The sequence below is a fragment of the Mesorhizobium sp. M0051 genome (assembly GCF_040323235.1).
In the GTDB taxonomy this organism is placed as follows: domain Bacteria; phylum Pseudomonadota; class Alphaproteobacteria; order Rhizobiales; family Rhizobiaceae; genus Mesorhizobium.
Genome location: NZ_JAMYUT010000012.1, coordinates 97,251 through 118,509, shown reverse-complemented (window position 1 = coordinate 118,509; position 21,259 = coordinate 97,251). Strand labels below are relative to the sequence as shown.

At 60.3% G+C, this 21,259-nt stretch carries 18 protein-coding genes; 11 read left to right on the top strand and 7 right to left on the bottom strand.

From position 1 onward, the window contains the following. Positions 1-6 precede the first annotated feature (6 nt). The 5 genes from NKJ90_RS15005 to NKJ90_RS14985 all read left to right on the top strand — a co-directional run bounded on the left by NKJ90_RS15005 (position 7) and on the right by NKJ90_RS14985 (position 6,310). Entirely contained in the window at positions 7-750 is a 744-nt protein-coding gene (locus tag NKJ90_RS15005) for an ABC transporter ATP-binding protein (RefSeq protein ID WP_352486247.1), read from the top strand. A gap of 55 nt (positions 751-805) precedes the next feature. Then, positions 806-1,966 carry an ABC transporter permease gene (locus NKJ90_RS15000; RefSeq protein WP_352486246.1) on the top strand — a complete coding sequence of 387 codons (1,161 nt, stop codon included), beginning with the start codon at positions 806-808 and terminating at the stop codon, positions 1,964-1,966. A 1,303-nt stretch (positions 1,967-3,269) separates the two neighbouring features. After that, complete coding sequence (locus NKJ90_RS14995; RefSeq protein WP_352486245.1) at positions 3,270-3,845, top strand: dienelactone hydrolase family protein; 576 nt, start codon at positions 3,270-3,272, stop codon at positions 3,843-3,845. Positions 3,846-3,877: 32 nt separating this feature from the next. Continuing rightward, complete coding sequence (locus tag NKJ90_RS14990) at positions 3,878-4,789, top strand: FAD-binding oxidoreductase (protein WP_352486244.1); 912 nt, start codon at positions 3,878-3,880, stop codon at positions 4,787-4,789. Positions 4,790-5,959: 1,170 nt separating this feature from the next. After that, positions 5,960-6,310, top strand: a complete 351-nt coding sequence (locus tag NKJ90_RS14985) for a hypothetical protein (protein WP_352486243.1) — start codon at positions 5,960-5,962, stop codon at positions 6,308-6,310. A gap of 30 nt (positions 6,311-6,340) precedes the next feature. Here NKJ90_RS14985 and NKJ90_RS14980 read toward each other — a convergent pair whose 3' ends face one another. From NKJ90_RS14980 to NKJ90_RS14965, 4 genes are all read right to left on the bottom strand, one after another. Then, complete coding sequence (locus NKJ90_RS14980; protein ID WP_352486242.1) at positions 6,341-6,610, bottom strand: hypothetical protein; 270 nt, start codon at positions 6,608-6,610, stop codon at positions 6,341-6,343. Between the two features lie 244 nt (positions 6,611-6,854). Further along, positions 6,855-7,757, bottom strand: coding sequence for a plasmid partitioning protein RepB C-terminal domain-containing protein (locus NKJ90_RS14975; protein WP_352486241.1), 903 nt, complete (start codon positions 7,755-7,757; stop codon positions 6,855-6,857). Further along, positions 7,754-8,641: a ParB/RepB/Spo0J family partition protein gene (locus NKJ90_RS14970; protein WP_352486240.1), complete on the bottom strand. Its 888-nt coding sequence runs from the start codon at positions 8,639-8,641 to the stop codon at positions 7,754-7,756. The genes NKJ90_RS14975 and NKJ90_RS14970 overlap by 4 nt, the downstream gene beginning before the upstream one ends. Beyond that, on the bottom strand, positions 8,641-10,206 hold the full coding sequence (locus tag NKJ90_RS14965; RefSeq protein ID WP_352486239.1) for a recombinase family protein: 1,566 nt from the start codon (positions 10,204-10,206) through the stop codon (positions 8,641-8,643). The genes NKJ90_RS14970 and NKJ90_RS14965 overlap by 1 nt, the downstream gene beginning before the upstream one ends. A 266-nt stretch (positions 10,207-10,472) precedes the next feature. On the opposite strand from NKJ90_RS14965, the gene NKJ90_RS14960 reads away from it, so the two are divergent. The 4 genes from NKJ90_RS14960 (at position 10,473) to NKJ90_RS14945 (ending at position 16,325) form a co-directional block, all read left to right on the top strand. Further along, positions 10,473-10,787, top strand: coding sequence for a YMGG-like glycine zipper-containing protein (locus NKJ90_RS14960; RefSeq protein ID WP_352486238.1), 315 nt, complete (start codon positions 10,473-10,475; stop codon positions 10,785-10,787). Between the two features lie 904 nt (positions 10,788-11,691). Continuing rightward, positions 11,692-13,197 carry an endo-1,3-1,4-beta-glycanase EglC gene (gene eglC / locus NKJ90_RS14955; RefSeq protein ID WP_352486237.1) on the top strand — a complete coding sequence of 502 codons (1,506 nt, stop codon included), beginning with the start codon at positions 11,692-11,694 and terminating at the stop codon, positions 13,195-13,197. Positions 13,198-13,245: 48 nt separating this feature from the next. Continuing rightward, positions 13,246-15,009 carry a type I secretion system permease/ATPase gene (locus NKJ90_RS14950; RefSeq protein WP_352486236.1) on the top strand — a complete coding sequence of 588 codons (1,764 nt, stop codon included), beginning with the start codon at positions 13,246-13,248 and terminating at the stop codon, positions 15,007-15,009. After that, entirely contained in the window at positions 15,006-16,325 is a 1,320-nt protein-coding gene (locus NKJ90_RS14945) for an HlyD family type I secretion periplasmic adaptor subunit (RefSeq protein WP_352486235.1), read from the top strand. The genes NKJ90_RS14950 and NKJ90_RS14945 overlap by 4 nt, the downstream gene beginning before the upstream one ends. A gap of 166 nt (positions 16,326-16,491) precedes the next feature. On the opposite strand, the gene NKJ90_RS14940 is transcribed toward NKJ90_RS14945, so the two are convergent. Continuing rightward, positions 16,492-17,061 (bottom strand): hypothetical protein, encoded by a 570-nt coding sequence (locus NKJ90_RS14940; RefSeq protein ID WP_352486234.1) that lies wholly within the window; start codon positions 17,059-17,061, stop codon positions 16,492-16,494. On the opposite strand from NKJ90_RS14940, the gene NKJ90_RS14935 reads away from it, so the two are divergent. Beyond that, positions 17,042-18,418, top strand: a complete 1,377-nt coding sequence (locus NKJ90_RS14935; protein WP_352486233.1) for an acyltransferase family protein — start codon at positions 17,042-17,044, stop codon at positions 18,416-18,418. The genes NKJ90_RS14940 and NKJ90_RS14935 overlap by 20 nt on opposite strands. Before the next feature lie 76 nt (positions 18,419-18,494). On the opposite strand, the gene NKJ90_RS14930 is transcribed toward NKJ90_RS14935, so the two are convergent. Next, complete coding sequence (locus NKJ90_RS14930; protein WP_352486232.1) at positions 18,495-19,670, bottom strand: acyltransferase family protein; 1,176 nt, start codon at positions 19,668-19,670, stop codon at positions 18,495-18,497. 270 nt (positions 19,671-19,940) lie between these two features. Between NKJ90_RS14930 and NKJ90_RS14925 the strand changes: the two genes are divergently transcribed. Next, complete coding sequence (locus NKJ90_RS14925) at positions 19,941-20,372, top strand: hypothetical protein (RefSeq protein ID WP_502904912.1); 432 nt, start codon at positions 19,941-19,943, stop codon at positions 20,370-20,372. A 352-nt stretch (positions 20,373-20,724) separates the two neighbouring features. Here the strand turns inward: NKJ90_RS14925 and NKJ90_RS14920 are convergent, their stop codons facing one another. Further along, positions 20,725-21,132 carry a GFA family protein gene (locus tag NKJ90_RS14920; RefSeq protein ID WP_352486230.1) on the bottom strand — a complete coding sequence of 136 codons (408 nt, stop codon included), beginning with the start codon at positions 21,130-21,132 and terminating at the stop codon, positions 20,725-20,727. Between the last annotated feature and the right edge of the window lie 127 nt (positions 21,133-21,259).

The window sequence follows — 21,259 nt, the reverse complement described above, 5'->3', positions numbered from 1 at the left end:
CCGGGGATGGTCCTGATCGCGGTCGAGGCTCTGCGTCACAGCTACCGCATCGGCGGCGGACTGGTGTGGGCGCTCGACGGCATTAGCCTGAACATTGAACAGGGCGATTTCGTCGCCGTGATGGGAGCTTCAGGTTCCGGCAAGTCCACGTTCATGAACATTTTGGGGTGCCTCGACAGGCCAGCCGAAGGCAGTTATCGGCTTGACGGCATTGATGTCGGCCGCCTCCGCCAGGATGCGCTCGCGACAATCCGCAACCGCAGCATTGGTTTCGTATTTCAGTCTTTCAACCTACTGCCGCGCACCAGTGCGCTGGAAAATGTTGAACTGCCGCTCGTCTATCGTCGCATGCGCGCCGCCGAGCGCCGTCGCCGCGCTCTCTCGTTGCTCGAAAAGTTCGGCCTGGCCGACCGAGCGAGCCATACACCAGCGGAGTTGTCAGGCGGACAGCAGCAGCGCGTTGCCATTGCCCGCGCTCTGGTCACCGAGCCTTTGGTCCTGCTTGCCGACGAGCCAACCGGAGCGCTCGACAGTCAGACCGGGCAAGAGATCATGGCGATTTTCCGCCGTCTCAATGGTGAAGGGCTCACCATTGTGCTGGTGACACACGAGCCGGAGGTTGCCGCCAATGCCGGTCGCATCGTGACCTTCCGCGACGGGCGCATGGTGGCCGACCATCCTGCTACGCAGCACGCATGGCATTCGGGCTCCCAAGGCCGTCTGTCGCTGATCTACAACAATGCCCAGTAGCGCGAGAGCGGCTTTGCGATCGATGCGCGCCCACCGCCTGCGCAGCGCCCTTACCATGCTGGGCATCATCATCGGTGTCGCCGCTGTGGTGGTAATGATGTCCATCGGCAATGGCGCTCGCGAACGCATCGCGGCTCAGATTCGCAGCCTCGGCACCAACCTTATCAGCGTCACTCCAGGCAGCGCACGCATGGGCAGCGTTCAGCTTGGCAGTGGTGCCGCTCCGCGCCTGAGCGAAGGCGATGCGGTGGCGATCGAATCGGAGATCCCCGGCGTCATTGTTGCGGTGCCGCTCCTTTACAGCCGGGCTCAGTTTACGGTCGGGAACTCGAACTGGCAGGGTGCTCTTCGCGGTGTCACTCCAAGCTATTTCATCGCGCGCGAATGGGTCGTCATGGCCGGGCGTGAAATGATATGGGAAGATGACAGGCGCGCCGCCAATGTGGTGCTTCTTGGGACCACAATGCGGGAGAAGCTGTTCGGCCAGGCCGACCCCGTTGGTGCCCCGTTGCGCATACGCGATGTGCCGTTCACCGTCATCGGTGTGCTCGAGCGCAAGGGCCAGAGCGTGTGGGGCGACGACCAGGATGATGTTGCGCTGGTTCCAATAACGGCAGCTCGGCGTCAATTCGTTGGGACCAGCCGTGCCAATCCTTGGCAGGTCCACAATATCACGGTCAAGTTCGCAGAGGGCGTGTCGGCCGAGGACACTATGGCGGCCATTCATGACCTGTTGCGTCAGCGGCACCGGCTGCAGCCGGGCCAGGAAGAAACCATCATGGTGAGCAATCTGGCCGAGGCGGCGGAGGTTGAGGAAACGGCAACGAACGCCGTATCACTGCTTCTTTTCACGGTCGCGTCGGTGTCTCTGGTGGTCGGCGGCATCGGCATCATGAACATCATGCTTGTGACGGTTACGGAGCGCACCCGCGAGATCGGGCTGCGGCTCGCGGTGGGCGCGCGCCAAAGAGATATTCTTGCTCAGTTTCTCGTCGAGGCCATCACCCTTGCTTTGATGGGTGGCATCCTCGGTGTATCCATCGGGATCATCGCGGCGGCTGCCATTGGCACATTCGCTCAATGGCCGGTCGTCATCGATCTCAGCGCGGTGCTGCTTGCCGTCAGCTTCGCCGCCTGCGTGGGCGTCTTCTTCGGTTATTATCCCGCCCGCAAGGCTGCACGGCTTCAGCCTATCGAAGCCCTGCGCGCCGAGTGATCCGATACAGCTGATATGACTGCCACCTCGTGCATCAAACAGCTTAGTCTCGCTCTGCGGTTCCGTGATTGAGTACCATCACGCGCGCTCCGGTGGGAGAGATGCGGACCGGCAAAATTTCGTCGTTAGCGGTCAGGGGCACGATCGGTCGATTGGAAACGAGTTCATCCCCATCTGGACCGGGTTTATTGCTGCAACAGATTAGCACTGATGCGAACGAATGGGTGCTCAAGTGCTCAGCACCGCTCGTACTCCAAAGCGTGCCGGTGCACGGCACTGGCCGAAGTGATGCTGCCGAAGCCATCGCTAACTGAACTGTCTGAATGACGGCTTCCCGCAGTTCCGCGACGTCCATGTTGACCCGGGGAACGACCGGCTTCGGGTCAGATCGCGTCGATGCATGGGGGCGCGTGAACGTCCGCTTCTCACATTCCAAGCCGCAAGTCCGCTTCTGATGCGGTGGACGGCTCTCCTCCCTCCTACGGTATGATCGCGGGATTAGAGCTGGAGGAGCGCTATAATGAGCAACGTTACCGACGATCGGTCTGGATATTGCGAAGTCCGTGTTTCAAGTCTACGGCGTGGATGCGGCCTCGGCCGCGAGAGGGCGTTAGGGGAAAAGCCTCAAACACCGCTGCGAGATTAGAAGGCAGGAAGAATTGTCTAGCGACCGGACCGCGCGGCGGGGCCTTTGAGGCGTATCTTTGGGACGGATACGAACAGCATACTCCTGCGCAGCCAAGGTTAGGGTCCGGGCCTCCCATCCCGTGCCGAGCCTCGGGCCGGCGTCGCTCCTGGTTCGCTCGGGGAGCGCTGGGGCGTCGCGTTTTCTCGGCGTTTGCAGCTCGTCCGTTGGCCAATGCCCGCCCGACCAGAAACTTGAGCCCAGCGCCCGAGGATACGACCGATCCGCTGGGTCCGATCATTTTCTTATTCTAAACGCGAGGCAGAGTCGGTCGAGAGACAGGTAAGAGCAAGAATTGCCGCGGGCCCGGACCGGCCAGACCGGCAGCGCCCCGCCCCTGTCTCCATCGGCGTGATCAAACCAGGTTAGCTGCGAGAAGACGCCTATAGAAGTGGCAAGGGAGGCTGCCTCTGGGGTAGCGCCGCTTGACCTTCAGCTGTGCCGCGTGCACCAACGACCAGCAGGAGGGACACCCCCGGTCAAAAAACGGCACCCTTGAGTTCTCTGCGGGTCGCACGATCTAGGGTCGGTCAGAGGCGCTCCGTCGCAGGTTGTGCTATCCTCTCTCACCCCAAGCTTGGGAAAATAGGAACAAACGGCAAGCAATGGGAGTGCTCGATGACTTTAGCTAGCGCGACGAAGCATGCTGCCTTGATTACGGCCGCTGTGGTTTTTGGTGCGGCCGGTGTGATGCTTGTTCGGCCGTCATGGTCGGCGGCGGCACCGCCGATGGGTGGTGGCTACACCAATGTCATTCCGATCCCGGTCAATGATCCGGCGGTCAAGGAAATTGCGGGCGCGCTTTTCAAGCCCCAGGGCACGGGACCGTTCCCGGTAGTAGTCTACATGCCCCCCTGTGGCGGGCCGAACTTTCCCCCTGAGTTTCAGCAGGAGAAGTTCGTGACCGAAAGACTGCTGTCGAAGGGCGTTGCGATCTTTATAGTCGATACGCATACGCCGCGCGGGGAAAACGATAACTGTGCGAAGTTCGTTACTGTGCTAGCGGATGTCCAGAATAGAAACCAAGCTGTTCTTCAGTTGATCACGCAAGGCGGCGAAGACGCCGTAGCGGCGGTGAAGGTCGTCAAGGCAATGCCCGACATCGACCCCAAGAAGGTCTTTCTGATGGGATTTTCGGCTGGCGCGACGGCCGCATCGGCGGCCTTACCCTGTCAGGAGGGATCGGATGGCTAAGGGGCAGGCATGGACTATGTGTCGACAATCTGATGGCGGCGGAAATCGTGACTGCAGACGGCCGGCTGGTTCGCGCGAGCGAAACCGAGAACCCGGATCTGTTGTGGGCGCTTCGCGGTGGCGGCGGCAATTTCGGGGTCGTCACTGAGTTCGAGTTCGCGCTGCACGCGATCGAGCCGGAGCTGATGTTCTGCGCGCCCGCCTATCCGGAGGAGCGTGCCGCGGAAGTCCTGCCGCTTTGGCGCCAGTTCATGGAAGACGCTCCCGACGCAGTGAGCGGCCTCGCCGAATTTTCGACCTTGCCCGACGATCCATCGCTGCCCGTCGAGGCGAGGGGCCGGCGGGTCATCGCGCTGGCGACCGTCTTTGACGGTCCGGCCGATGTGGGTGAGCGCGTGCTCGCGCCGTTGCGCGGCTATGGCGAATGTCTGGCCGATTTCAGCGGCCGGATGACCTACGTGGCGATCCAGAGCCTCTATGACGCGCTGTTTCCGAAGGGCCGCGATCGCTGCTACTGGAAGTCACTCTATCTAAGGTCCTTCGATGACGCGGTGATGCACACCGTCCTCAGCGAGGTGGCAGCTCGCCCTTCCGAAATGACGTTCGTGTCCGTCTGGCGCTTCGGCGGCGCTATGACGCGTGTCGCTCCGGAGGCGACCGCCTTCGGCAACCGCGGCATGCCATGGATGCTGAGCATCGATGGCATCTGGTCGAACAGGAGTGATGATGAACGCAACATCGGCTGGGTGCGCCGGTTCTGGTCGACGATGCAGAAGCACGGGACAGGCCGCGTCTACTTGAACTTTCCCGGGCTTGGCGAGGATGCCGGCAACCTGGTTGCCGCAGCTTTCGGCAAGAACCTCACTCGGCTCCAAGATGTGAAGCGCCGTTATGACCCCACGAATCTATTTCGTATGAACCAAAACATCATTCCAGCCGAATGAGCGCGCGTTGAAAAAGGTCGTAAAGGCTCCCAAGCTGGCGCCAAATCGCGATCAGATCACAAAGAGCCCCGGCATGATCCGGGGTTTTTGTTGCCGCTATAGTCATTCCCCTACGGCTGGGTAATCCTTTTGGGGAAATTGCGCGGGCGCTGACGTGCCCTTAGATTGCGGTTGTCCCCGTGAAAGAGTGACCAGTGCGGCAGCCCTCTCCACAAGCCGCGCCGCACTGGTCATGCTCCCTACGGCTGAGTAGCTAGGCCGGCTATCCCTTCGTCAATAACCTTTCGCATCTGCGGCGCGTTCGCCTCGTGCACCGCCTGCCTATGAGCCAGTTCAAGGCCATGCGACCTTTGAAGCGTATGGGTCTCTTGGTCCATTCGCCCCAACGTTGGCGATTGTGCGCGGTTCCTCGATTTGGTGATCTGCCGGCCTATGATTTGGCTGGGTTGGTCAAAGGGACAATCGCCGCTGAAAACATGAACAAAAAGTGAACAGCTAGTTAAAATGAAGCCTTGACCAGAGAGGAATATGTTCCTTATTCATGGCAGTATCTGAGCAGAAAAGGCTATGCCGGAAGCGCCGAGGCACGCCGACTGGTGAGGTTGCCTGAATTGGTAACACGGATCGGTGGACGATTGATAAGGCTCGCGGCGACGTCGTTGTCGCGTTGCTGCCCCTCATTGCCTAAAATGAGGCGCTTCGCCGACAACTCGCTTTGTATCGTATAGCCCTGTCGAACGGCTAATTCGCGCGGCTGACACAAGGGTCGTTGCTAAATGTGGACCCGCCGAGGACATTCTCAGAACGGAGGTTAGGGCCGGGAGGGAACGCGCATCGAACCGGGGCCGTTCTCCGGATGCGATGGTCTGCAGCCGCTTGCACGCTGTCGTCCGACGCCGACCCAGGGTGATGTTGGTTTACTACAACAGCCGACATGGCGTGGAAAAGATCCCGACACCAGGCGAGCCCACGGTGGGCCGCTGCAAACGGTTATGCAGGCCCCGTACCAAAATGCTCACAGGATGCTGAGGTGAGAGGCCGGCCGGACTCATCAAGCGCTATGGAAAAGGGCTCTGTTCAGCTTGCGCTTTTCTGCACCAGTGGCGACCGGGGGCCGGTCCTGCGAGGTTAGAAGTCCACAGGTTACCGAGAAATTGAGAGGACTTGGACATGCATGACTTGATCGATTTCTTTCAGGCGAATGCGACGTTCGTAATCGCCAATCCCGCACCCTTTGCAATCTTCGCCATGCTCTTTGGCAGCGGAGGGTTCGCCGTGGGCCGCTACTTTTTGACAGAACGCATCGCCAATCTTGAAAGCCGTATTGCGCGGCGTGATGACGAGATAGAGCAGCTGAAATCTCCCAGCACCACCAACAAGGCGGAAGGATCGCTGATCCCGATCATAGGCACCTCGGCAAGCGGAAACGAAACGGCTCCGCTGTTGGGAAAATGGCCAGATCGGCGCCAGTCGGGCAAACTGTCAGCGCCCCCGCGTCACAAGGCAATCGAACGGCTATAGACGAGCCGGCACCCTGAGGGGGACGTGCGGTCAGCGGCCGATTTTCTGACACTCTTCGAGCATGCCGCCGAGTTCCTGGCAAAGAAAGACTTGGCCCAACTCATTCGACTTGTCATCCAGGCCCATCCGCCTGTTATAGGCCGACACTTGGTCCCTCAATTGAGACACTCGGCCAGCCCTATGACCGCTGGAGTAAGCCCAGCCGCCTACAGCACATGTGATCACTGCATAAACCAAGACACCAAATGCCACCCTGCTGCCGCGCACCTTTTCAGGCAACAATTTAACGACGCGTTGCATGAGTTATCATCTGCTGTTGCTGCTTTAACTGCCAACTTTGGCGTAATAAGATGAACATTTTCTTGAGCACTCGCTCATCGAAAGTCCAGGTCTGGTAAACGCTTTTCTGTGGGCCATGCTGCCGATACGCGCCCGAGGTGAGGCGCTGCTAGGACCGCTCCGGAACACCAGAGACAAGCACGCATCATGCTCATATGAGGCGGATGGCTGAAACGTCGGTGGTATGCCGACGAGCTTAGCAAGACTAGACAGGCGTTCGAACGGCCTCGGTCATTTTCTGAAACTCAGCAAGAATCTCGGGGAAGCTCTGCGCGAGATATCGAACAACGCGGGCGTTTTCCAGGAGCCGGGCAAGATACCCTGTGGCCACCACCAGATCCAGATGGTCAGATCCGTAGCTCGCCTCGATGAGCCGATACTCTCTATCGAGGTTGGCCGACTCGTTCTCCATCAACGCGATTTGGGCATCGCTGAGGCCAGCCAGTTTCTTCGGCTGCGACGTGTCGGCAAGCTGCGACTGCGGCGTCGCGCCGACCAAGGATTTCGCGTAGTTGATCGAGAACTTGTTCATGGCGACCATCAGCTGCACTGCCTCGATCTGACGCACGGCGCCCAACTTTCGTAGCTCAATGAACGTGTTCGTTGGGACGAAACGGTCCTTGAGTATTTCGACCACTTCCGGACAAATCCCTTTCAGCAGGTGCTTTTTGAGCCTGATCTGGGCGACATTGACATTGAGCGTTGTTGCTATCGTCGCCTCGGGCACACCGCTGTCGATAGCCTTCAGGATCATGAAGTGTTCCTGGATCGTCGCGAGCCGGCTCACCCGTTTATTGTAGGTGAATGCCTCGTCATCGCTTGCGACCAGACACTCAACCTCAGTAACGCCTATCTCGCGCAAGATCTCGATACGCATGTGGCCGTCGACCAATAGGTACTTGCCCGGGGTGTCTTTATCCCTTGCAACTACGGGCAACTCCACAAGTCCGATCTCGCGAACAGACGACCTGACCTGTTGGTATTTCGGAGTTTCCTTGGCGCTTTCGGTGAACAGGTGAAGCGGCTGAATGTCCTCTAGCCGGAGGCGAATTGTGTCGCGTTCAAACGCGGATTTTATGTCCGGAACTGTGGAGTACTTCGATGTCATGCGGGCTCAACTCTGCTGATCCTAGCCGCCAGATTCCGTGGCAAGGTGTCCAGCCCTTCCGCTCTAACAACGTCCTGGAATGCCTCTTCTGCCATGAGCTGCCGCAGTGCGTGGGTGACAAACAGAAGGCGGTTCCGCGCGGCATCTGCCTTGCGGACCAGAATGCGTTTTCTGTCCGTATCCGCTTTGAAGGCTTTCATCAACGCTGCCGCAGAAGGGTTCTTCGCGCGCTCTGGAAGGAACGTTCCCAGGCCTTTCCCACGCCTGCGCCGATTCTCGATCAAGCGACGCGCTATCGCAAGCTTGTGACCACGCAGCTGGTTCTTCTTATAGGCAAGCTGAAGCACAGCCTGGATGCCGGGCTCGTCGGCCAATGCGATATCGACTGCCACCGATAGCGGAATCTGGCCGGAGTCGACTGCGCGCAAAAGGCGCTGTTCGCCTTTTGACAGGAGGCGTGCAATCCCTCTGACATATTCGGTCGAAAGACCGATCTTTGCCGCGATATCGGCGTCGGTATAGTTGCTTTCTTTGAGTCGACCGATGTCCCGAAGAAGGTCATATGCTGTATGATACCGGCGAGCGAAATTTTCGACCAGTCCTTTGAGCAGTGCCTCGGCCTTGGTTGCCTCTATGACAAACACAGGAATCTCGGTCTGGCCAAGCAGCCTGAAAGCCTCAATGCGCCCCTGACCACACACCAGGTCGTGCGTGAAAGCGCCTTCGTCAACCTCTCTTTTCCTTACTGTGATGGGACGTTTCAGGCCCACGCTCTCGATGCTGTCGACAATATCTCGGAAGGATTTCTTGCCTCGAGTGCGCGGGTTGGTGACCTTGATCGCGTCCAGGCGCAGCAGCGAAATCCGCTTGTTGGTGGCGTCCATCAGGGTGCAGCCGTGATGGCGGCGCGTTCGGCCAGGGCAAACAGCGGATCCAGCGATCTGAAGAAGAAGGTGTTGAACGCCAGGCGCTTGTTCAAGACAAGATTCAACGGTTTTCCGCCAATCTCATTTGCTGGCGCTATCAGATAGTCGAGGATTGTCTGATTGTCGGGGCTCATGCGAATGGCCACCTTCACGTCCGGAGCAATACACTGTTCAGGAGCGGCCAACCAATGGGGATAGCCGTATGGCGTGTTGCGGCAGCGCGCCATTGCGATGGATACGGTGAATTCATTGTTGACCCGAAGCACTCCCAGTTCGCCCTGACGCACCGCCGAGCCGCCCGCATGATCAATGGACGCGATTGTTGTTTGAACGACTTCTTCAAGAATTTCACGAAGTCGCTTTCGGATATCAAGAAATCGATAGTTCTGAGACGGATCATATCCAACAAGCATGTAAGCTCGCAGCAGGCTGCCAAATTTTTTCCTATAGCGGCTGCTTGGCGGACAGTCTTGTGCAGCGTCCATGATCGGGCCCGATAGGGTTCCATACCTCTCCAAAAGTCTGGAGAGCACAACCAACATCTGATCGTTGCTCATTCGAAACGAGCGGGCATCGGCTATCGCTCGAGCGCGGTCGAAAATTCTCCGGTCGACAATGGGCTCAAAGGCGCCATCGGCGCGCACCAATCGGGTCGCATCATTGGTCACCTTCTTCTTCTTGAGCTTGCATGACTGGTGATTCCAGACGTTGTTGCCAACGTATTTCTCGTTGCTGAGTATCTGACGAATAGACTCGCGTTTCCATGGCCGATTGAGATCGGTGACGACTCCTCTGGCATTCAACGACCGCGCGATCTGAAGCTCGGTCCGACCGGCCTTCACGTATTCATCATAGATCCAGCGCACTGTCGCAATTTCATCGGGTGGTCCAGGCGTGAGGATGACCCGATCCGTCTGAAGGTTCTTGTACTCCTTGAGGGCGAGCGCTGTCTTCGCGCATCCATGCCGGTCGATAAGCAGACGCCTCAGGCCCAGGCCCGACGAGCCTCCTTGCCGATATCCCTTTCGAATGAGCCGGGACTGGCCGGCAAACACCTTGACCGACAACACCCGACTGTGCTCGGCGGCCATGCTGCGCTTTATTGCCTTGAGCAGGTCTGATCCGATGCTGCCATCGTTCGTAAACTGCTCGCCGCAGTATTCAATTCGGACGCCGGCAGCATGGCACCGGTACTCGTATGACGCACTCTCATCGGTGTTCTGGAATCGTCCCCAGCGACTTACGTCGTAGACGATTACGATTTCGAAATCGGCGATTTTCGTCTCGATGTCAGCCAACAGCCTTTGCAGACCGGCGCGACCTTCAAGGTTCAAACCGCTGCGGCCGGCATCCTCATATGTGGCTACGATCTCGTAGTTCATCGCATCCGCGAAGTCGCGGATTGCATCCTTCTGATTGTCGATCGAGTAGCTTTGGTGGTCCGTGGACATTCGCACGTACTGGGCTGCGCGCACGCGTTGCGCTCCATCTGCAGCTCGACGGGCCGTATGGGCCTGTTCCATCATCCAGCGCCTAAAAGGCAGTTTGAACGTTCGCCTAAACCTGCCAACCTAGCCGACTGGCGCTGGAATTTCGTTACATTTTCATGGACACTTTGTGTCAAATGGCGCCTTGTTGCTATGGCACGATGCTCGAAACTCGAAGGCGAGCCTCAATCAACGCCCGAGAAACCATGTTTTGTTTCGTGAGGCCCCGTGCCCCCGTTCCGCCGCAATGCGGCCGCACGGGACGAGCCATAGGGATTTCAGGCCTTCAAGGGAGACCTCACATGAACTTTCACAAAGCCATAGCCGCCGTGCTGATGACCGCAGCACTGGCAGGCTGCGCGCAGACCGAGGGCCAGCAGCGGGCCGGAACCGGCGCGCTGATCGGCGGCGCCGGCGGCGCCCTCGTCGGCCAGGCCATCGGCGGCAACACCAAGAGCACGGTCATTGGTGCTGCCAGCGGCGCCCTGCTCGGCGCGGTCGTCGGCTCAGCCACCACCCCGCAGCGCCGCGGCGAGCAGCTCTGCCGCTACCAGGACCGCTACGGCCGCATCTACACCGCGCCTTGCGACGACCGGTATTACAACGGCGACTACTAACCAGAGATGGTATCTGATCGTCGCAATCCTTGGTTCGGAAGTTAAGGACGCGCGGCGGAGCAGCCCGAGAAGCGCTGGTCGCGCATTCTCTCTCATCGGCGCCGCCGGAACGCGGCGCCACGACCGCCTCTGTCGCCATCGGCAACATCTCCGCCTCAAGGGGAGATTGGCAGCGCCCCTACTCGGCCGGCGTCCTCTCGAGCGCTGGCCAGGTCTTGCGGCCAAAGCGCTGGCCGATAAAGCAGCCCGCCTTCTGGCCGGGAACCTCGATCAGATCACCCAGGACAACAGGGTCACAGTCGGCAGGACGATTGCAACGAGGATCGCGAAAGCGGCGCCGGTCATCGTGACGTGAAGGCGGCAATGCGCCGATTGCGACACCTCGCCTGTGCGGTCTGCCGGCACGCTCGAGGGCATATTCGAGAGGCATATGAATGAAAAGGTCGAACAGGCGAAAGGCTGTTTCCGGCTCACAGGGGTAGCTCGGCGCGGCCGACCTCAACGGCAACATGGATGAGAACTGGCTCCCCAGCCACGGACCCCTGTGGCATTCACCGTTGTGCCGCTTCCAAAGCTATGGGCCTTCCGAAGGCTTGGCTGATTCGAACCGCCGCCCAGGTCAGAGCGGCGACATTGAAACAAATGCATTCACCCGCGACGGCCTGCCGAACCAGTTAGGCAGAAATTCAGCAATATTGTATAAAATTGACATGGCTTCACGCTTAAGTTGTATTGGCGAATTCCCTCATTCTATCTGTTAATCGATCCACGGAGATTTTTTCTCTGTACTACATGGTTATTCCGTGAAACTATCATTTGAATAACAAGTTGGTCCGGCAGTGATCGGTCGAACGCGCATCGACGGTTTCAGGCAAGGTCACGCACTACGAGGAGGGTCTGGGTTATGACGACGATCGTCAACGCTATAGGCGTTCCTCTTCCCTACAGTGGATCTTCAAGTCATTGGTTCTCGGCCTCAGGGGCCGGATCGGACTTGTACGGCACCCCCGGAAACGACACCTTCTACGGAGCATCCGGCGTCAATGTCACCATGCACGGTGGCTATGGCGACGACATCTACTACCTCTACGCGGCGGGCAACAAGGTGGCGGAGGCCGGCAGCCAAGGGATCGACACGATCAGCACATGGATGAGCTACACGCTCCCGGGCAACGTCGAGAATCTGGTCGTAACCAACGCCAACAACTATGCATTCGGAAATGGATTGGACAACATCATCACCGCCAAGGCCGGCCACCAGACGCTGGACGGCGGCAAGGGCAATGATGTTCTGATCGACGGTGGCGGCGGCTACGACACTTTCATCATCGCGAACGGCAACGGAAGCGACCTGATCGCCAATTTCGCCGCGACCGACACCGTCCGTCTCGATGGCTATGGGTTCATGTCCTTCGACGCCATCCACGCGAACATGATCCAGGCTGGACCGAACGTGATCTTGAATCTCGGATCCGGCGAGATCCTCGAGTTCAAGGACAGGACCATCGACAAATTCCAGCCGAGCCAGTTCGAGCTGCCGATTAACAAGGTCGGAATGACCCTGTCCTTCAACGACGATTTCAACGCATTGAGCCTTCATAATAGCCAAGGCGGCACGTGGGACACCAACTTCTGGTGGGGAGCGCCCAACGGCAGTACCTTGACCGGCAATGGCGAGCTGCAGTGGTATATCGACGCGAGTTATGTCCCGACGAGCTCCGTCCACCCGTTTAGCGTGAACAACGGCGTGCTCACCATCACTGCCGCGCAGACACCGGCGGATATCAAGCCGCTGATCAACAATTACGAGTACACATCCGGCATCCTGACGACGCACGACTCCTTCTCGCAGACTTATGGCTATTTCGAAATGCGCGCCGACCTGCCCGAGCACGCCGGCGCCTGGCCGGCCTTCTGGCTGCTGCCGGAAGACGGCTCGTGGCCGCCGGAACTGGACGCGGTGGAAATGTACGGGCAGAAGCCCAACTCGCTTGTGATGACCGCGCACAGCAACGAGACGGGAACGCACACCAAGGTCTCGACCACGGTGAACGTCATGGATACCACAGGCTTCCACACCTATGGTGTGCTGTGGACACCGGACAAGCTTATCTGGACCTATGATGGCGTGCAGGTTGCGGAAGCGGCGACACCGTCCGACATGAACAAGCCCATGTACATGCTGGTCGATCTTGCGATCGGCGGTCAAGCCGGCGCGCCGCCGGACCATCTCGCCACGCCGGCCGAGATGAAGATCGACTACATCCACGCCTATACGCTGGACGCTGTGCAGGGCAACCCCCTGCTCGTCAGCAGTAGCAGCAGCACCACCACGCACAGCGTTGCCACGCACAACTTCGGCAACAGCACACTGCACCACGGTGGTTCCGAATTTGGTGGCCACGTGTAAGATCAGGCGACCGGTTCGATGTCTCGGGATCATGCAGCGGCGGCAGAAATGACTGGATCGTCGAGCCTGCGCGCGGTGTTCCTGCGCGCCATCGCCGATGTCGGCGTCTTCTCGCTGCTGATCAACATCCTGGTTCTGGTGATCCCGCTCTATTTGCTGCAGCTCTATGACCGCGTGCTGCCGTCGTCCAGTGTGGAGACGCTTGTTTATCTGTCGGCCATCGCGGTCCTCGCGCTTGCTTTCCTCGGCTTGCTCGACGCGGTGCGTGCCGTTTACACGCAGCGCGTCGCGGCCGCCGTCGACAGGAAGCTCGGCGCGAGGACATTCGCCCTTTCGCTGGCGCCCAAATATGCCAGCGGCCGATCGCCGCTGCGCGACCTTGCCTCGGTCTGCGCTTTCATCAGGTCGCGCGGTGTGGCTGTGCTGTTTGACCTGCCCTTTGCACCCGTGTTCCTCGCGCTCCTCTATCTCATCCATCCCGTCCTGTTCTGGCTGACGCTCGCCGGCACGGCGCTGCTCGTTGCGCTGGTCGCGGCCAACCAGCTTGCCATCGGCAGGAAGGATGCGCTGTCCACGGAGCGTTCGGCGCTCGCCAGCCACGCCGAGCAGGTCTTTGCCCGCAATGCGGAGACGCTGCGCGCCATGGGCATGGTCGAGAATGCCGCACGCGTCTGGGGAAGGCATGTCGGGGCAGCGCTCACCCTTTATGACCGCTCCTCGAGCGCCAACGCGATCTTCAGCGCCGCCTCGCGGGCGCTGCGCATGATGTTGCAGCTGGCGATCCTCGGCGCCGGTGCCTGGCTGGTGATCGAGGGGCAGATGACGCCCGGCATGATCTTCGCCTCCTCGCTGGTGTCGTCGCGCGCGCTGCAGCCGCTCGACCAGTTGATCGGCTCCTGGCGGCAGATCGTCGACGCCAGGCGAGCCTGGAAGCAGCTGGAGACGGCGCTTGCGGCGCATCCGACTGAAGCGCGCAAACTGACGCTGCCCGACCCGTCGGGGACGTTTTCCGTGCAGGACGTTTTCTTCATGGCGCCGAATGCACGGCCCGGCACCGAACCCATCCTCAAGCGGCTGAACTTCGCGGTTCGCGCCGGCGAAGCTATAGCGATCGTCGGCCCGAGTGGCGCCGGCAAATCGACGCTGGCGCGATTGCTCATCGGTGCTGTGCAGCCGACCGGCGGCTCGGTCCGGATCGACGGCGCCGATCTCCGGAACTGGGACCAAAGACAGCTCGGAAAGCAGATCGGCTACCTGGCCCAGGAGGTGGAGCTCTTCCCCGGATCGATCGGCGACAATGTCGCCCGCTTCGACGCGCAGGCGGCGGATGCCGCGATCGTCGAGGCGGCGCGGCGCGCTGAGGCGCATGAGCTGATCCTGGCGCAGCGCGACGGCTACCAGACGATGATCGGGCCTTCGGACAGGACGCTCTCGGGCGGCGAGCGCCAGCGGATCGGGCTGGCGCGCGCCTTCTATGGCGGCCCGCGGATCCTCGTGCTCGACGAGCCCAGCTCCAATCTCGACGGCAGCGGCGAAACGGCGCTCGAAGCGATGCTTGTCGCGGCGAAAGCCGCGGGCGTCACGACTATCGTGATCACGCATCGCCCGTCCATCGCCACGGCCTGCGATCGCGTGATGGTTTTGCGCGGCGGCATCATCGAGGCCTTCGGCCCGAGCGCCGAGGTGCTGCGGCAGCCTGTGGTCAGCAATGGCGTCGCCAAGGGTGTTCCGGCCCGGCCGAGCACGGTGGTGACCGGGTCCTTCGCGCCGACGATCCGCACGCACGACATCCGCTTCGGTCCCACACGATGACGGCCAAGAGCCTTGCCAGGAACGGCGAGCCGCGCACCGACATAAGGCGCGTGGCCCTCACCGGCTACGTTGCCATAGGGCTGCTGGCGGGCAGCTTCGGCTATTGGGCGGCCACCGCGCCGCTCTCCGGCGCGGTGATCACGCAGGGCACGATCTCCGCAACGGGCGGCAACATCCACATCCAGCAGCCCGAAGGCGGCATCGTCCAGCAACTGCTGATCCACGAGGGCGATCGCGTGCAGCAGGGCCAGGACCTTGTCATCCTCGACAAGACAGCCGCACAGGCCGAGCTCAACCGGCTGACCAGACAGTCGATCGCGCTCGAGGCGAGCATGGCGCGGCTGGAGGCCGAACGCGACGGGATGGACAGGCTGGCGCCGATCAACGAGGCAGCGCCGGCGTCGTTCCAGCAGGATTTCCAAAAGCTCATCCGTGAACAGCAAAAGGAGTTCGACGCAAGGCTCGCTCGGTTCCGGTCGGAACAATCGATCATGGCGCAGCGGGTCGCCATGGATCGCGAGTCGGTCGTGGGCCTGAACGCCCAGAAGCTTGCCATCGAGCAGCAGTCCGAGGTGGTAAAAAAGGAGCTCGGCATCAAGACCGGCCTGCTCGACAAGGGCCTCACCAACCGCACCGAATATTCGCAGCTACTGCGCAGCGAGGCCGATCTCGTCGGCCAGGCCGGCGCGCTGGAGGCAAATCTTGCCGCAGCCAACAGCCAAATCGTCGAAGCCCAGGTGCAGGTCGAGCGCCTGACCTCGCAACGCGTGGAAGAGGCGCTGACCAAGCTCAACGAGGTCCGCACCAACCTCGCCGATTTCGGGGAACAGATCAGGGCGGCCGAGGCGGTGCTTCAGCGCACGACGATCAAGGCGCCGGTAGCCGGCATCGTGGTGTCGTCGACCTATAATTCCAAGGGCAGCGTGATCGCGCCCGGCGAAAAGATCATGGAGATTCTGCCCACGGCATCGGGTCTCAACGTCGATGCGAAGCTGCGGCCGAAGGATGTCGATCAGGTGCGTGTCGGCCAGCGAGCGAAACTCAGATTGTCGGCGCTCAACATGCGCCTGACGCCCGAGGTTTCAGCCACAGTCACACAGATCTCCGCCGACCGCCTGGTCGACCAAGTCACGCATGAACCCTATTTCCGCGCCAAGCTCAAGATTGCCGACGCCCTGCCGCCCGGCGTGAAGGCCGAGCAGCTTTATCCCGGAACGCCGGTCGAAGCCTTCATCAATACCGGCGACCGGACTTTCTTCGAGTATCTCGCACGGCCGATGATGGACTCGTTTGCGCGGGCATTCGCCGAGCGGTAAGTTCATGCGCCACTTCACATTCCGATTTTGATTTCATTTCCGATAGGCCCTGCATTATGCGCCATGCGATGCACGATTCCTTGCGGAGCGGTAAGCGTTGTCCTCAGCGTGCGTAATTGCTCAAGTCCCAACGTTTGGTGACGGGGGATGGCTTATCAGGCGGCAACTATTTTTTGGTGAACCGGGCGGCGAGCACGGTGTTGGCCGTGTTGCAGATCGAAGTCGGCCGGGTTGAACTCCTGGCCGATCCAGTCGATCCGTTCGGCGTGTTCGGGGTGGGTGGGATTGGCCAGAAGGCTAGCAGCTCCTCATAGCTCCAGACGCCGCCCACTTTGGCGCGCACGAGAGGGCGTGACACAGTTTTAGCTGGATTTGGTTGCCCGCCGGTTGTGTCATGACAGCGTGCCCATTTGGCCGACGCGCTTGCGATCGGCAGCGCACAATCACGCGCTGCGCTTGACGCTCTCCAGCGCCGGCCCGCCCGTGTGGCCAAAGCGCCGGACGACGAAGCGGCCCGCCTTCTGGGAATCTCGATCAGATTGCAAGTGATCCAGGACAGCAGGGTCACCGTCGGCAGGACGACAGCAACGACGATCGCGAGACGCAGCGGCTCCGCCGGACCATGGCCGTGTTGGCTGATGACGAACGCCGCGACAAGACCCGGAGGTGAAACAGGTAGGCTGAAGGAAGGCTCGCCCGTTATATGAAAGACCCGGTTGCTGAGCGTCACGGCCATCGCCCTCGCCAGCGTCCGCCGCTTCCGGCAGCATGCGGTACAGAACCAGCGCAAAGAACCCCGCCGCCAGCTTCATGCACCGAAGCTTCCCCGGGTGGCGGACAAGGAGTCGCGGGCGCGGCTGATCGAGCCTTCTGCAATGCCCATGTCTGGCTCCTGGATGTGGGTTGAGTGTGCGTCGCAAAACGATCTTGTGCATTGCAGCAATCCGTGCGTAGATGGACGAAGTAACGGATACGGAATGACCAAAACGCCAGAACCAAGGGCGGAAACGGCCCACTTCGACGCTTTGCATGGTCTCCGGGGCATCGCTGCTGTTTTGGTGATGCTAGGCCACTTCACCGAATTTACGGGCCGGCGATATGATCTGGCGCCGTCCGGGTTCTTGGCCGTCGACCTGTTTTTCCTGTTGAGCGGGTTCGTGATCGCCCATGCCTACGACGACAAGTTCCGAAAAGGCATGTCGTTTTGGGAATTCGCGGAGATCCGTCTTCTCAGGCTCTACCCGCTATATTTTGCCGCGGTCGGCCTGGCCGTGATCGGCGTGGGTGCAATCGTCGCAACGCATGGGCTCAGTTCGTATTCGCGGCTGGACTTGCTCGCAAGCCTTGGCTTTTCCGTTCTTTTCTTACCCACGCCGCCGTCGCTCTCGACATTTCCCGACGTGCTTTTCCCGCTGAATGGCCCGGCGTGGTCGCTATTTTATGAACTCGTCGCCAACGCCGTATTTGCCGCGCTGGCCGTAAGGCTGGCTGCTCGGTCACTTGCGCTCATTGTCGGTGTTGCCTTCCTGGCCCTGGTGCTTCTGGCTTGGCAGGGTTTCGTCCTTGGGGGCGGCGCCCATTGGGACGACACGATCGCGGCTCCCGCCCGGATCGCGTTCTCGTTCTTTCTCGGGGTCTTTCTCAATCGATATGCGACCGGGAAGAGTCGGGATGGCAATCTCTATATGCCGTTTCTCCTGACGCTATGCGGCGTGCTCATGATCTTCAGACCCGTCGAACATGTGCAATTGTACAGTCTGGCGATCATAGCCCTGGTCTGGCCCTGGCTCGTTCTGGTGGCCTCCCGTTTGCGGCTATCCGGGTTTTGGCGCTGGATTGCGCTCTTCTCCGGCAATATCTCGTACGCCCTCTATGTTCTTCACACGCCGCTCATCCGCCTTTCGAACGCCGTGGTCGAATCCGTGACCGGGGCCTCGTGGAAGGAGCACGGCTTGCCGTTCATTCTGGGAACATCCGTCGTCATCATCGCGATCTCGGCATTCGCGCATTATGTCTACGACAAGAACATCCGGACAGTGCTGCGTCAGTGGCTTTCACTTTGGCGCGCACGAGAGGGGGTGACACAGTTCTAGCTGGATTAGGTTCGCCGCCGGTTGCGTTATGGCAGCGTGCCCATTTGGCCGACGCGATTGCGATCGGCACGCAGGATCACGCGCTGCGCTTGACGCTCTCCAGCGCCGGCGCGCCGCCCTTGCGGCCAAAGCGCTGGACGACGAAGCGGCCCGCCTTCTGGCCGGGAACCTCGATCAGATTGTAGGTGACCCAGGACAAAACAGTCACCGTCGGCAGGACGACGGCAACGACGATCGCGAAACGCAGTGGCGCCGCCAGTTCGTGGCCATATTGGCTGATGACGAATGCCGCGACAGGCTGCAACACCAGGAGATGGATCAGGTAGATGCTGAAGGAAAGCTCGCCCATGAGATGAAAGAACCGGTTGCTGAGCGTCATGGCTATCGCCCTCGCCAGCGTTCCCGCCGCTCCCGGCAGCATCCGATACAGAACCAGGGCAAAGAACCCCGCCACCAGCGCTTCACGCACCAGCAGCTTGCCCAGTCCGTAGTCGCCGCCGAAGGGCAGCGCCGCCAAAAGCAGCGCCAGTGCCAGATACAGGATCGGCCGTGGTTGGCTTTGATGCACGACGCCCGCCAGAAGCATGCCGCACAGGAATATCTGCATCTTCAGGGCCAGGAACGACGGCATCGGAAAATGGATCGACAATCGGCCCAGCGCAAACACGGTGATGCAGCCAACTGCGGCGACTAGCCCGGCGCTTCTGATCCAGTCGAACCTGCGCACCAACAGCATGATGGCCGGGAAGGCTGCGTAAAACTGCATCTCCAGCCCCAGGCTCCAGTCGGGGAGCGGCGTGCGGTAGGCAAAATCTGGCACCAAGCCGAACAGGAACGTCAGATGGGCGACGATGTTCTTCCACCCGCCGTCGAGATAGCGCTCGGGTGCCTGATGCGATCTCGACAGGAAATCGTCGATGATCATCCTGCAGTCGTAGAGATAGGGGCCAAGCACGAGTGCCAGCAAAAGCATGACGTAGAACAGTGGCGCGATCCTGAAGTAGCGGCGCGTCCAGAATTTCAGCCACGTTTCCGGTCTTTGCCAGGGCTCCTTGTCCTGGCGCAGCTGATAATGAAACACCATCAGGAAGCCGGACAGCATGATGAAGAGATCGACGCCGAGATCCGGCTCGCCGACGATGGGGACACGCCAGCCGGTCAGAAGCAGGCAATGCCCGACAAGCACCCAGATCGCCGCGAGCGCGCGAAGCCCGTCCAGGCATTCGATGCGCGATGACCTGATATCTGTCATTGCGGACTCCGAGATAGAAATGTTGCAGTGCAGCATGGCGGCCGAGGCCGGATTGTCAACCCGCCGCGAGATGACGAATTGCTCTCCGCTGTTACGCAAAAGCGGGTGGGAGACTGAAGTCCACTTCGTCAGTGACTGATCGACGACATGAACAGGCGGCGTTTCTCACGGGAAACGCGGCGCAACTATCTCCGCGACATCGGCGCCCTGGCGACGTTTCTCGGGCGCTCGCCGGACACAGCACCACCGACGACCTGAGCCGGTTCCACCATCAGGACCCTGGGGGACGAGCTGCTCGGCAGCGCTAACAACAACGGCCCGTTCGGCATCCCGTCCATGCTGCCGCTAACCATCGGAACACCGAACAATGGCGGTCCGCTGGTGACGGGTGGCTTGATCTTTATCGGCGCGACCACCGACAACAAGCTGCGCGCGCTCAACATCAAGACCGGAAGGCAGGTCTGGCAGGACGATCTTCCGGCCGGCGGCCAGACGACGCCGATGACCTATGAAGTCGGCGTCAAGCAATACATCGTCATCGCGCCAGGAGGGCATCATTTCATGGAGACGAAGGTCGGCGATGAAGTCATGGGTCTGGCCAGTTTACAGAGCAGCAGTGCCAGGATGATTTGGTTATCAGGGACCGGAGGCTTTCAAACGGTGCGGGCTGCACAAGCCAACGCGCTTTGCCCTAGACCCTAGAGTCGGAAAACCCTGATTTGGTGCGAGGAGTATTTTATCTCGTCTGATTACATCGAGATGCCGGGTTGGTGATAGGGCGACTAGGGGATGCGGACGTCGCGCAGATGCGGGAACGGCTCGTTCGGCGCGGATTGCCAGTCGGAAAGCTACCCCCTCACTGACCTGCGATTGCCATCCCAAGCCCTACGCCCAAGCCAACATGCGAGGCCTGGGAACAGCTTGCCGGCAAGATCGAGGGGGATCCGTGGTCGATAACCAGGCCAACAACCCGAAAGAGGCGCATCGATCCCTGGCGCTCCTATAGCTATCATACCGGCAGCGTGGCCGGGCCATCGTGCGTTCTCTAATCCATCTAACCTGCCTGCTCCTTTGGAAGGCCGTCAGTCAGATCATAGAAGTCGGATTTCGAGCCGACGAAAATATGTTTGCTAAGCCGAAGGCCGGTCGGCGGGTCGAGAGTACCGGCCGCGACGAAGGTCTGCACGCCAGGAGCCGCCTTCCAGAACAGGTTGCCGCCGCAGCGCGAGCAGAAGCCGCGTTCGACGTAACGCGACGAGCGGTACCATCTGAGCGTGGACGAGGTCAGCAGCATGAGATCGGCCGAGCGGCAGGCCGCCATGGCCGCAAAATTGCCACTTGTTCGCGCGCACTGGGAGCAGTGACAGGCTATCAGCGGGGCAAGCTCGCCTGCGATTTCGTAGCGCACGCCCCCGCATAGGCAATGTCCCGATGACACCTTATCACCTGTTGTTTCCTTCATCGACGGTTCTCACATTCAATTTCGCTAAAATGCAACCAAATCAGCCCGGGCGCCTTGTCTGGCAGTTGGAGGATCGAGTGCATGCGTAACGCCGCAGACCGGCTGAAGTTCATCAAGCCGCAGGAAC